The sequence below is a fragment of the Micromonospora haikouensis genome, from assembly GCF_900091595.1.
Lineage (GTDB): Bacteria > Actinomycetota > Actinomycetes > Mycobacteriales > Micromonosporaceae > Micromonospora > Micromonospora haikouensis.
Genome location: NZ_FMCW01000064.1, coordinates 1 through 12594, shown reverse-complemented (window position 1 = coordinate 12594; position 12594 = coordinate 1). Strand labels below are relative to the sequence as shown.

Genomic DNA, 12594 nt, shown 5'->3' with positions numbered 1-12594 from the left:
TGGCGGTGGGTGGGTTGGTGGGTGGGGATGTGGATGTGGTGGAGGGGCATGGGACGGGGACGGTGTTGGGGGATCCGGTGGAGGTGGGGGCGTTGTTGGGGGTGTATGGGCGGGGTCGTGGGGTGGGGTGTCCGTTGTGGTTGGGGTCGTTGAAGTCGAATATCGGTCATGTTCAGGCTGCTGCTGGGGTGGCTGGTGTGATCAAGATGGTGGAGGCGTTGCGGTGGGGGGTGTTGCCGGCGACGTTGCATGTGGGTGAGCCGACGTCGCAGGTGGATTGGTCGTCGGGGGAGGTGCGGCTGTTGACCGAGGCTCGTGACTGGCCCCGCACCGAAGGCCGCCCCCGCCGCGCCGGCGTGTCCTCGTTCGGGGCCAGCGGCACCAACGCCCATCTGGTCATCGAGGAGGCGCCCGGCCCGGACAGGGTGGGCGCCGCGGAGCCGGCGACGGCAGCCGGGACGCGCGGGGGCGACGGCCCCGGGCCGGCTCCGGTCGTTGCTCTCCCGCTGTCGGCGAAGACCCCGGCGTCGCTGGCGGGTCAGGCCGGCCGGCTGGCGGCGTTGCTCACCCGCGACCCGGAGGTGCCGCTGGCGGACGTGGCCGTCGCCCTCGCCGGCCGCCGCGCGGTGCTCGGCGAGCGTGCCGTCGTCGTGGCGCGGACGCGGGAGGAGGCCCTGCCCGCCCTGCACGCGCTGGCCCGCGGCGAGCGCGATCCCCGGCTGGTCAGCGGCACCGCCGGCAGCGGCAGGCTCGCCTGGGTCTTCCCCGGTCAGGGCGCGCAGTGGCTCGGCATGGGCCGGGACCTGCTCGCCGAGTCGCCGGTCTTCGCCGACCGGGTCGGCGACTGCGCACGGGCGCTGCAACCGTGGCTCGACTGGTCGCTGCTCGACGTGCTGCACGGCAGCGCCGATCCCGCGATGTTCGGGCGGGTCGACGTGGTGCAGGTCGCCACGTTCGCCGTCATGGTGGGCCTGGCCGCGGTCTGGTCGTCGGCCGGGCTGGTGCCCGACGCGGTGATCGGCCACTCGCAGGGCGAGATCGCCGCGGCCTGCGTCGCCGGGGCGCTGTCGCTGGACGACGCCGCCCGGGTGGTCGCCGTGCGCAGCCAGGTCATCGCGGCCAAGCTCGCCGGCGGCGGCGGGATGGCGTCGGCGGTGCTGGGCGAGGCCGAGGCCCGCGAGCGGCTGCTGCCGTGGGCCGGCCGCGTCGACGTCGCCGCCGTCAACAGCCCGTCGTCGGTGGTGATCGCGGGCGAGGCCGGGCCGCTGGCCGAGGCCCTGGACCGGCTGGCGGCCGACGGCGTCCGGGTGCGCCGGGTCGCCGTCGACTACGCCTCGCACAGCCGGCACGTCGAATCGGTGCGCGACGTGCTCGCCGAGGCGTTCGTCGACATCCGGTCGCAGGTTCCCGCCCTGCCGATGCGCTCGACGCTCACCGGCGCCTGGGTGCGCGACGCTGGCGAGCTGGACGGCGACTACTGGTACCGCAACCTGCGCGGCCAGGTCCGGTTCGGGCCGGCGGTCACCGCGCTCGTCGAGGACGGTTTCTCGTTCTTCGTGGAGCTGAGCCCGCACCCCGTGCTCGTGCAACCGGTCACCGAGTGCGCCGAGGCGGCCGGGCGGCCGGTGTCGGCGACGGGATCGCTGCGCCGCGACGACGGCGGGACGGCCCGGCTGCTCACCTCGATCGCCGAGCTGAGCGTCGCCGGTGTCACGCCGCGCTGGTCCGCCGTGCTGCCCGCCGCCGGCGGCGAGGTGGACCTGCCCACGTACGCGTTCGACCGGCAGCCGTACTGGCTGCACGAACCGCAGGACGACGAGGCCGCCCCGGCGACCGACGACGCCACGGACGTCTGGGCGGCGGTGCGCGACGAGGACCCGCGCGCCCTGGCCGAGCTGCTCGGCGCCGCCGACCCCGAACAGCACGAGAGCGTCACCCGGGTGCTGCCGCTGCTGGCGCGCTGGCGGGCGCGGCAGGAGTCGACCTCGGCGCTGGAGTCCCTGCGCTACCGGACCGTCTGGCAGCCGCTCGACCGTGACGTGGCGGGGGTGCCGGCCGGTGACTGGCTGCTGGTCGCCCCCGCCGGCGGGGCCGTGGCCGACCTCGTCGGCGAGCTGGCCGCGCAGGGGCTGAACACCGTCGTCCTGCACCCGGCGGACGACGGCGCGGCGCTGACCGCGCAGCTCGCCGCGGTCCACGCCGAGCGGGACCTGTCCGCGGTGCTGTCGCTGCTCGCCCTCGGGGACGGGACCGACGTGGTGACGCCCGCGTTGACCCTGGTGCGGGCGCTCGGTGACGCCGGTGTCACCGTGCCGCTGTGGGCGCTCACCCGGGGAGCGGTCGACGTCGGCATCCGCGACGCGGTCACCGCGCCCCACCAGGCCGCGCTCTGGGGACTCGGCCGGGTCGTGGCGCTGGAACACCCCGACCGCTGGGGCGGCCTCGTCGACCTGCCCGGCGCGGACGACGCGCGTACCGTGGCGCGGCTGCTCGCCGTGCTCGCCGGCGGCACCGGCGAGGACCAGGTCGCGGTGCGTCGCTCCGGCTGGTACGCGCGGCGGCTCGCGCGCGCCCGCGTGCCCGCCCCGGACCCGGCCGGCTGGCGACCGCGCGGCACGGTGCTGGTCACCGGCGGCGACGAGGGGCTGGGCCGGCACGCCTGCCGGTGGCTCGCGGCGGCCGGCGCGCAGCGGCTCGTGGTCACCACCGCCCGCCCGGACCCGGGTGCGGCCGGGCTGCGCGCCGAGCTGGCCGGCACGGACGTGCCGGTCGACGTCTGCGCCGGCGACGACCGGCACGAGATCCTGCGGCTGGTGTCGGCGCGCGGGGACCTGCCGCTGACCGCCGTCGTGCACGCCGCCGACCTGACCTTCAGCGCCGCCGTCGCCGACACCGGCGGGCAGGACCTCGCCCGGATGTTCGCCACCAAGGTGGACCCGGCCCGGTGGCTCGACGAGGCGCTCGCCGACCGGCCGCTCGACGCGTTCGTCGTGTTCACCTCGATCGCCGGCGTCTGGGGCGGCGGTGGGCAGGGGCTGTCCGCCGCCGCCAACGCCGCGCTCGACGCCCTCGTCGACGCCCGCCGCGCGCGGGGGCTGCGGGCGACGGCGATCGCCTGGGGCGCGCTGGAGGGGATCGGTGTCGGGGCGGACGAGGCGGCCCTCGCCCAGCTCCGCCGCCGGGGCGTCGTCCCGCTGGCCACCGGCCTCGCCATGGACGCCCTGGCGCAGGCCGTCGCCGCCGACGAGACGGCCGTGACGATCGCGGGGATGGACTGGTCGGCGTTCGTGCCGGCGTTCACGTCGGTGCGCCCGAGCCGGCTGTTCGCGGCCCTACCGGAGGCCCAGGCTGCGCTGCGCGCCGGGGAGTCCGCCGGCCCCGCCGCCGGCTCCGACGGCACGCTGGTGCAGTCGCTGCGCGGCCTGCCCGCCGCCGAGCAGGACCGGGCGCTGCTGCGCCTCGTCCGGGGCCACGCGGCGGCGGTGCTCGGGCACAGCAGCGGCGACGCGATCGCCGCCCAGCAGGCGTTCCAGGAGGCCGGCTTCGACTCGCTGGCCGCCGTCAACCTGCGCAACAGCCTGCACACGGCCACCGGGCTGACGCTGCCGTCGACGCTGGTGTTCGACTGCCCGACGCCGGCCGCGCTGGTGGCGTACCTGCGCGAGGAGCTGCTGAGCGACCCGGGCACGGTGGGGCCGGTCTCCGAGGCCGAGGAGGCGACGCTGCGGCGGGTCCTGGCGACGGTGCCCCTCGACCGGTTCGCGCAGGCCGGCGTGCTGGACGCCCTGGTCGCCCTGGCGTCCGCCGGCGAGCCGGAGGCGGCCCCGGCCGTCGAGGAGGAGGCGCTGATCGACGAGATGGACGTCGCCGACCTGGTGCGGACGGTGCTCGGCGAAGCGCGCTGAGCGTCCGGCACGACGGACGGCGCGCCGCCCGGCCCGCGCGAACGACCGGAAGGAACGAGATGGCCCCGACCGCCGAGGTACGCGCCGGCGACCGTGCCCGGCTGGAAGCCGCGCTGAACCGGCCCGCCGCGCAGCAGCCGGACTGGCCCGACCGGGAGCGGGCGGCGGCCGTCGCGGCCGGCCTGCGCGCCCTGCCGCCCATCGTGACGCCCGACGAGACGGACCGGCTCCGCGGGCGGCTCGCGGCGGTGGCGCGGGGCGAGGCGTTCCTGCTCCAGGGTGGCGACTGCGCGGAGACATTCGCCGACAACACCCCCGCCCACGTGCGGGACAACGTGGCCCTGCTGCACCGCCTGGCCGCGCTCGTCGCCGACGCGGCTGGCCGGCCGGTCGTGCGGGTGGCCCGCGCCGCCGGGCAGTATGCCAAGCCGCGCTCGGCGTCCGCCGACGCCACGGGCCTGCCCGTCTACCGGGGCGACATCGTCAACTCCCGCACCCCGACCGTGCGGGCGCGCACCCCGGACCCGGACCGGATGCGGCGGGCGCGGATCCACGCCGCGGCCACCATGGGCGTCGTCCGCGCCAGCGGGGCCGCCACGTTCGTCAGCCACGAGGCTCTGCTGCTGGAGTACGAGGCGGCCGGGCTGCGGGCGTACGGCTCGGCCGTGCACAGTGGGCTCGCCCACTTCCTGTGGATCGGTGAACGGACCCGCCAGTTCGACGGCGCGCACGTGGCCTTCGCCGCGCTGCTCGCCAACCCGATCGGCCTCAAGATCGGCCCAGGCACCACGCCGGAGGAGGCCGTCGAGTACGCGCAGCGCCTCGACCCGCACCGGGAGCCGGGCCGGCTCACCCTGATCAGCCGGATGGGGCACGACCGCGTCCGCGACGTGCTGCCGCCCATCGTGGAGAAGGTGACCGCCGCCGGGCACCCCGTGATCTGGCAGTGCGACCCCATGCACGGCAACACCCGGATGCTGCCCAGCGGCCACAAGAGCAGGCACCTGCGCGACGTCACCGCCGAGGTCGACGGTTTCTTCGCCGTGCACCGCGCACTCGGCACGCATCCCGGCGGCATTCACCTTGAATTTACCGAAGACAATGTAACCGAATGTGTCGGCGGCACCTGCGGAATCACCGAAGACGACGTTCCGGAACGCTACCGCACGGCCTGCGACCCGCGCCTCAACCCCGCCCAGTCGCTCGACCTGGCCCGGCGCGTCGCGCGGTTGTTCCGGCCATGACTACCAGGTCGGGGTATACGCCGGCCGCGGCGGGCGCTTCTAGCCTGGGTGGGTAGTCCCGCAGAGTCCCCGGTGAATTCGGAGAGACATGGACGCCTCCCGTGAAGCACCCGTCTTCCCACAGTGGCCGCAGTACGACGACGAGGAGAGAATCGCGCTGAACCGGGCCCTGGAACAGGGCCAGTGGTGGCGGATCGGCGGCAGCGAGGTGGAATCGTTCGAGCGGGAGCTCGCCGAATACCACGGCGCGCCACACGCCCTGGCGGTCACCAACGGCACGCACGCCCTCGAACTCGCCCTGCAGTGCCTCGGCGTCGGCCCCGGCAGCGAGGTCATCGTGCCGGCGTTCACGTTCATCTCGTCGTCGCAGGCGGCGCAGCGCCTCGGCGCGGTCGCCGTGCCGGTCGACGTCGACCCCGACACCTACTGCATCGACGTCGCCGCCGCGGCGGCGGCCGTGACGCCCCGCACGCGGGTCGTCATGCCGGTGCACATGGCCGGGCTGATCGCCGACATGGACGCGCTCGCCAAGTTGGCCGCCGACACCGGCGCGGCCCTGCTCCAGGACGCCGCCCACGCCCAGGGCGCGCAGTGGCAGGGCCGGCGGGTCGGCGAGTTCGGCTGCGTCGCGGCGTTCAGCTTCCAGAACGGCAAGCTGATGACGGCCGGGGAGGGCGGCGCGCTCCTGCTGCCCGACGAGGAGCTGTTCGAGCGCGCCTTCCTGCGGCACAGTTGCGGTCGACCCCGCACCGACCGCCACTACCTGCACCGGGTGAGCGGATCCAACCTGCGGCTCAACGAGTTCTCCGCGGCCGTGCTGCGAGCCCAACTGCGCCGCCTCGACGGCCAGAACGCCATCCGCGACGAGCGGTGGGCGCTGCTGTCCGCGCTGCTCGGCCAGATCCCCGGCGTCGTGCCGCAGAGCGGCGATCCGCGCGCCGACCGCAACACCCACTACATGGCCATGTTCCGGGTGCCCGGGCTCACCGAGCAGGCCCGCAACGACCTCGTCGACCGGCTGGTCCGCGCCGGGCTGCCCGCGTTCGCCGTGTTCCGCGCCATCTACCGCACAGACGCGTTCTGGGACGGCGCTGCCCCCAGCGAGAGCGTCGAGCAGATCGCCGAACGCTGCCCCAACACCGAGGCCCTCAGCAGCGACGGCGTCTGGCTGCACCACCGGGTCCTGCTGGCCGAGCCGGCGGCCATCCACGCCACCGCGGCCATCGTCGCCGAGGCGGTCGCGGCCGCATGACGATCCGGGTGGCCGTCGTCGGCCTGGGCTGGGCCGGCCGCGAGCTCTGGCTGAGGCTGCTGCGCGAGCACGACGCCTTCGCCGTGGTCGCCGTCGTGGACCCCGACCCCGGGGCCCGTGCGGCGGCGTGTGGACCGGCCGGGCCGCAGGCCCACCCGGACGCGGACGCGCTCAGCGCCGCCGACGTCGACCTGGCCGTGGTCGCCGTGCCCAACCACCTGCACGCCGCGACCGCGGCCCGGCTGCTGCGCCGCGGCATCTCCGTGTTCCTGGAGAAGCCGGTGTGTCTCACCCGCGACGAGGCCGACGAGCTGGCCGACGCCGAGCGCGCCGCGGGCGCGACCCTGCTGGCCGGCAGCGCCGCGCGCCACCGCGCCGACCTCGCCGCCCTGCGGCGCGTGCTGCCCACCCTGGGCCGGATCCAGCACGCCGACCTCGCCTGGACCCGCGCCCGGGGGATACCCCGGCCCGGCGGCTGGTTCACCCGGCGCAGCCAGGCCGGCGGCGGCGCGCTGGTCGACCTCGGTTGGCACCTGCTCGACACGTTGACGTCGCTGCTCGGCCCCTCGGGCTTCCGGCAGGTCGTCGGCGTCACGTCGGACGACTTCGTGCGGGCCGGCGGCTGGAGCGCCGCCTGGCGACGCGACGGCGACCCGGGCGACGCCGACGGCGACGTCGAGGACACCGCCCGGGGATTCCTGGTCCGTGACGACGGCGTCTCCGTGTCGCTGCGCGCGAGCTGGGCCTCGCACGACGAGCGGGACCTGTCCTCGCTGCGGGTGGAGGGCAGCGCGGGGACCGCCTGCCTGCGCTGCACGTTCGGCTTCAGCCCCAACCGGCTGCCGGAACCCGAGCTGACCGTGACCCGGGCCGGCAGCACCACCGTGGTGCCCGTACCGGCGGAGCCCGTCGGCGCCGAGTACCGACGCCAACTCGACAGCCTGGCCACGAGCCTGGCCGATCCGGGGAACCGTGGCACTGCCATCGCTGACGCCCGCCTGACCGTCGGGCTCATCGACCGGTTCTACCAGTCCGCGCACCCGGTCGCCGGATGACCTCGGCGACCGGGTGCGCTGTCCGCCCGGCGACGTCACTGCCGGAACCAGGGAGACGAGCCATGACCACACCCTCGACGCGACCCGTCGCCACCGGCCTCGCCGCGCCGCCGCGCCGGGCCGTGATCTTCGACCTCGACGGGGTCGTCGTCGACAGCTTCGCGGTGATGAGTGAGGCGTTCGCCATCGCCTACGCCGAGGTCGTCGGCCCCGGGCCGGCGCCGTTCGCCGAGTACCGCCGGCACCTCGGCCGCTACTTCCCGGACATCATGCGGGCCATGCGCCTGCCTCTGGCCATGGAGGAGCCCTTCGTCCGGGAGAGCTACCGCCTCGCCGACCGGGTCACCGTCTTCGACGGCGTGGTGGAACTCCTGACGGCGCTGCGCGCCCGCGGCCTCGCGCTTGCCGTGGCCACCGGCAAGAGCGGCGAACGCGCCCGCTCGCTGCTGGACTCGCTCGGCCTGTCGCCGCACTTCGCGCACGTCATCGGCTCCGACGAGATCCCCCGCCCCAAGCCAGCCCCGGACATCGTCCTGCGGGCGCTGGACCTGCTCGGCGTCGCCGCGCACGAGGCCATCATGGTCGGCGACGCGCCGACCGACCTGCTCAGCGCCCGGGGCGCCGGCGTGAGCGCGGCGGCAGCGGTGTGGGCCGGCCCCGAGGAGGACGAGCTGCTCGCCGCCCGTCCCGACGTCGTCCTGCGCCGGCCGGTGGACCTGCTCGCCCACTGCCCGCCGCTGCCCGGCCCCCGGCCCGGCCCGGGCGGCTGAGGAGACGACCGCGCATGTCGATCCCACCGCAGCTCGCCCCGGCGTGGTGGCGCACGTTCCGCCCCGCGCCGGCCGCGTCCGTCCGGCTCGCCTGCTTCCCGCACGCCGGCGGTTCCGCGAGCTTCTACCTGCCGCTGGCCCGGGCGCTCGCACCGCAGGTCGAGGTCGTGGCGGCCCAGTACCCCGGCCGGCAGGACCGTTACCGCGAGCCCGTCGTCACCTCCCTCGCGGAACTCGCGCGCCGCTGCTTCGAGGCGTTGCGACCGGCCCTCGACCGGCCGGTGGTCCTGTTCGGGCACAGCATGGGCGCGCTGCTGGCGTACGAGGTCGCCCTGCTCGTGCAGGACGCCGGCCTCGCGCCGCCCGCGCACCTGATCGCGTCGGGCCGACGGGCGCCGTCGTGCTACCGCGACGACCGGTTCCACCGGCTGCCGCCCGCCCAGCTCGTCGCCCACATCCGGGCGCTGCGCGGCACCGATGCGAGCATGCTGGCCGACCCCGACGCGCTGCGCCTGATCCTGCCGGCGTTACGCGGCGACTACCGCGCCGTCGAGACGTACCGCCACGACCCGGCCCGACGGTTCCCGGGCCCGGTCACGGTGCTCACCGGGACCGACGATCCCATGGTGACCGCCGACGAGGCGAGCGCGTGGCGGCGGCACGCGAGCGGACCCGTCGACGTGCTCGCGATGCCCGGCGGCCACTTCTTCCTGGCCGACCGAGTCGACGAGATCGCGGCGCTGGTCGGCGACGTCGCCGCCGGTCGTCACCCGGGGCCGCCGGGCCGGTGATCCACTGGCGCGGGCCGGCCCGTGTCCAGCGACCGGCGGGCCGCGCGGGCGATCCGCAGCCCGCGCAGGCCCGCCGCCGCGTCGGGGCCCTGCGGCCGCCCGTCGCGGACCCCGGCGACGAAGGCCGCGAGCATGGCCGCGTCCAGGTCCGCCCCGCCGAGGCGCCCGGCGCTCCGGTCGTCCCGTCGCCCGTCGCCCCGGTCTCCGTCGCGCCCGGTGGCGCGCACGTCGAGCAGCCGGGCGAACGGGTCGAACCGCACGGTCGCCCGCTCGCCCACCAGCTCCAGGCCCGGCGTGCCGCAGCCATGGCCCAGCGTCGCCACGCTCCCGCCCGGGTAGCGCACGACGAGCACCGAGGCCGGCGCCACGGTCGAGGCCCGCGCGTAGACCTCCGCCGCCTGCTCGCCGTCGAGCAGCACGTCCACCAGGTCCACCAGGTGCGTGGCCCAGTCCGGATGGCAGACGCCGTTGACGGTGCCCAACCGGCCGAGGCGGCCGTCGGCCACGGCCCGGCGCGCGGCCTCGAACGCCGGGCTGAACCGGGTCGGATGCGCGAGGGTCAGGCTCACCCCGGCGTGGGCGCAGGCGTCGACCATCGCCTCCGCGTCCGGCACGCCGCCGGCCAGGGGCGGCTCGCACAGCACGTGCGCCCCCGCTGCGGCGGCCCGCTCGGTCAGCTCCCGGTGCAGCGACGGCCCGCCGCAGACGACCACGGCGTCGGGCCGGGTGTCGACCAGCTCGACGCCGGGCATCGCGCGCAGGCGTCGCCGGTGGTGGTCGGCCCGCCCGTCGTCGCCGTCGCCCCCGCCGGTGACGGCGATCCTCATCGGAGCGCCTCCGTCGCGGTCAGGTCGACGGGCCGACCGGTCCAGGAGGACCGCGCCGCGGCCTCGGCGAGGCGCACGACGGCCACCCCGTCGCGCGCGCCGACCCGTGGCGGCGGCCCGCCCGCGAACGCCGCCGCGAACTCCCGGATCTCCGCCACGAACGGGGACTCCCCGAAGTGCCGGGGGACGCCCTCGACCGCGCCGCTGGTCACCTGGAGCTCCGGCGTCCACGCGGAGTCGTACGAGACGGAGCCGGCGGTGCCCGTCACGTGGAAGGCGCGGTGGATCGGCACCGGCGGTGGCGCCCACCCCCCGGTCACGTGGCTGACCGCGCCGCTGGCGTGGGTCAGCACCGCGGTGCCGGTCGCCGCCGCGCCGGCCGGCGCCGGCATCGCCACCTGGCCCTGGTAGCAGGCGTACACCTGGACCACCTCCCCAAAGATCCAGTAGGCGACGTCGAGGCCGTGCAGCATCTGGTCGGTCAGGATCCCCCCGGACTCGGCGCTCGCCCGGCCGGTCCACGGTGTCGGGTGGCAGCCCGTCACGCTGAACCGTCCGGCCGCGGGAGTGCCCAGCTCACCGGCCGCCACCAGGTCGTGCAGGCGCGCGTACGGGGCGAGGAAGCGGGTGCCGTGGGCGGGGTAGACGGGCACGCCGGCCCGTTCGGCGGCGGCGGTGATCGCCGCCGCCGCCGCGCCGGTCGCGGCGAGGGGCTTCTCGCAGACCACGCCGAGGCCGGCGGCGATGGCGGCCAGGGCGATCTCCGGGTGGGTGTCGGTCGGGGTGCAGATGTCGACGAGATCCGCGCCGCCCAGCGCCTCCGCCAGACTGCCGGCGGCCCGGACGCCGAACGCGGCGGCCAGGTCCGCCGCCCGACCGTCGTCGGCGTACACGCGGACCCGCGCGCCGACCTGCTGCCACGCGTCGAGATGGATGCGGGCGATCGGCCCGGCGCCGACGAGCGCGACCTCGGGAGACCCCATCCGTCCATCTCACCCGCCCGGCCCGCCCCCCACCATCCCCGGCCCTGGTAGCGCTCCGGGCCGCGCCCGCCGGTCGACCGGCGGGCGCGGCCCGGAGCGCGGTTCAGCCCTCGACGTAGCGGTCGGCGACCTCCAGCGCCTCGTCGAGGATGTCCAGCCCCCGCTGGGCGTCCTGCTCGGAGATGACGCAGGGCGGCACCACGTGCACCCGGTTGAAGTGGGTGAACGGCCACAGGCCCCGCCGGCGGCAGGCCGCCGCCAGCTCGTTCATCGGCGCGGCCTGGGCCGGGGTGGGCGCGAACGGCACCAGCATCTCGCCGGACGGTCCGCCCCGACCTGGTGAGCTGCCCCGGCCGGCCGTGCCGCCCGCGCTGACCGAAGCGGACCGGCGGGCGGCGGTGGAGCTGCGCGAGGCGCTGCGCGACACCATCGCTGGTGCTGGTGCTGGGTCCGCCGCCGCATTCGGGCCCCTGCCCATGCCCCGGAGGGACTGGGCCGGCTCAACCGAGTCGCCGCGCGGCTGCCCGTACACCTGCGGTTCGCCGACGCGACGACGCCGCAGTTCGTCCCCGAGCGCGGCGGTGTCGACGCCGTGCTGGCCGGGCTGCTCGGCGTCGTGGCCGTCGCCGCGCTCGACGGCACCTGGGTCCGGCTGAAGATGTGCCCGGCCGAGGACTGCCGGTGGGTCTTCTACGACCACGCCCGCAACCGGACGGGGGTGTGGTGCCAGATGGCCGAGTGCGGCAACCGACGCAAGGTACGCGAACACCGGTCTCGCCGGCGCGCCACCTCGACCGCGCCCCCTAGGTGTAGCTGGTGGGGTTGAAGACGAGGATTCGGCAGATGTTGGAGAGTTTTGGCCCCTGGAGGGGCCATTTCGCTCCAAGATCTCTCGGCCACGGGGCGTCCTTGGGGCCGAGGCCGACTGCCTACCGCAAGCTCATCCCCCGCTGAACCGATACACCCCTTGCGTCGATTTCGCCAGGCGCTGCTGAACTTCCAGACCTGACGGGGCTGGCCCGGGGCCGCAAGTGCAAGGTCGCGGAAGGGCGGCGAAGTCGCGGGCGGCGAGGTTCGAGTGTCCATGCGAGGACCGCGCCGAAGGCCGGCTCCAGGTAGATGTTCACTGCTACGGCTTGCGGGCCGACGCGGGCAGTGCTCAGGAGAAGACGAGCCGCGCAGTTCAATGGCGGGAAACGTTGAAGATCAGCAAGGGTGGCACCCGATCAGCGGGATGTGGCTTCGGAGCCGACTTCTAGTGCGCATCGATGGCCGCTTTTGCGTGCTCACCGGGATGCCTCTCGGCCCTGCCTCGGATGACCCATCTTCAAGTTCCGAGGCCATTGGGAGGATGGCTTCGTTTCGAGGCCGTGTGGCTGATCGGTGCTGCTTGATCGGCTACCCCTTCGCACCGCACGGATGGTCGACTGCCGGTGCATTGGAGGAAGTATGTCCACTTTGGTGTAAGCAATCTGGCAGGGTGACCGGACCGAACAACCTGCGGTGGATGGAAGGATGCTGCTGTGCGGACGGATCCTGGCGACCAAATGAGTGAGCCATTCCGCGCAAGCAGGCGGTAGCAGTCAGTAGCTGTCCGGAATGCCGGGTAGGCGTTGGACGCGCCAGTTCAGGTCAGGTACGAAGAGAAGACGCAGAACCTCGATACGAAGTGGTCCTTCCACAGATCAACTTCACAGAGGTCCTGCGTCGACATGAGTGTCACATACACCGCCGTGCTGCCGGTGCGCGAGGAGACCGTTCACCGCC

At 75.4% G+C, this 12594-nt stretch carries 10 protein-coding genes; 7 read left to right on the top strand and 3 right to left on the bottom strand.

Features of this window, described 5'->3' with window-relative positions; all coding sequences use genetic code 11:
- The 6 genes from GA0070558_RS32075 to GA0070558_RS32050 all read left to right on the top strand — a co-directional run.
- On the top strand, positions 1–3905 hold a 3905-nt coding region (locus GA0070558_RS32075; RefSeq protein ID WP_141722410.1), incomplete at its 5' end, for a type I polyketide synthase.
- A gap of 59 nt (positions 3906–3964) precedes the next feature.
- On the top strand, positions 3965–5149 hold the full coding sequence (locus GA0070558_RS32070) for a 3-deoxy-7-phosphoheptulonate synthase (RefSeq protein WP_091287134.1): 1185 nt from the start codon (positions 3965–3967) through the stop codon (positions 5147–5149).
- An 88-nt stretch (positions 5150–5237) separates the two neighbouring features.
- On the top strand, positions 5238–6401 hold the full coding sequence (locus GA0070558_RS32065) for a DegT/DnrJ/EryC1/StrS family aminotransferase (RefSeq protein ID WP_091287130.1): 1164 nt from the start codon (positions 5238–5240) through the stop codon (positions 6399–6401).
- Positions 6398–7456, top strand: coding sequence for a Gfo/Idh/MocA family protein (locus GA0070558_RS32060; RefSeq protein ID WP_091287127.1), 1059 nt, complete (start codon positions 6398–6400; stop codon positions 7454–7456). Before GA0070558_RS32065 ends, GA0070558_RS32060 begins: the two co-directional genes overlap by 4 nt.
- A 62-nt stretch (positions 7457–7518) precedes the next feature.
- The gene (locus GA0070558_RS32055; RefSeq protein WP_091287123.1) at positions 7519–8226 is read left to right on the top strand and encodes an HAD-IA family hydrolase; all 708 of its coding nucleotides are present in this window, start codon (positions 7519–7521) and stop codon (positions 8224–8226) included.
- 14 nt (positions 8227–8240) lie between these two features.
- Positions 8241–9017 carry a thioesterase II family protein gene (locus GA0070558_RS32050; RefSeq protein WP_091287120.1) on the top strand — a complete coding sequence of 259 codons (777 nt, stop codon included), beginning with the start codon at positions 8241–8243 and terminating at the stop codon, positions 9015–9017.
- On the opposite strand, the gene GA0070558_RS32045 is transcribed toward GA0070558_RS32050, so the two are convergent.
- From GA0070558_RS32045 to GA0070558_RS35270, 3 genes are all read right to left on the bottom strand, one after another.
- On the bottom strand, positions 8993–9844 hold the full coding sequence (locus GA0070558_RS32045; protein ID WP_091287118.1) for a Gfo/Idh/MocA family protein: 852 nt from the start codon (positions 9842–9844) through the stop codon (positions 8993–8995). The two genes, GA0070558_RS32050 and GA0070558_RS32045, sit on opposite strands and share 25 nt — an antisense overlap.
- Complete coding sequence (locus tag GA0070558_RS32040; protein WP_091287114.1) at positions 9841–10827, bottom strand: Gfo/Idh/MocA family protein; 987 nt, start codon at positions 10825–10827, stop codon at positions 9841–9843. The genes GA0070558_RS32045 and GA0070558_RS32040 overlap by 4 nt, the downstream gene beginning before the upstream one ends.
- A gap of 103 nt (positions 10828–10930) precedes the next feature.
- Positions 10931–11527, bottom strand: a complete 597-nt coding sequence (locus GA0070558_RS35270) for a hypothetical protein (protein WP_218107162.1) — start codon at positions 11525–11527, stop codon at positions 10931–10933.
- On the opposite strand from GA0070558_RS35270, the gene GA0070558_RS35110 reads away from it, so the two are divergent.
- A complete protein-coding gene (locus GA0070558_RS35110) occupies positions 11486–11653 on the top strand; it encodes a CGNR zinc finger domain-containing protein (RefSeq protein WP_369523403.1) in 168 nt (55 codons plus the stop codon). The genes GA0070558_RS35270 and GA0070558_RS35110 overlap by 42 nt on opposite strands.
- The last annotated feature ends 941 nt before the right edge of the window (positions 11654–12594 follow it).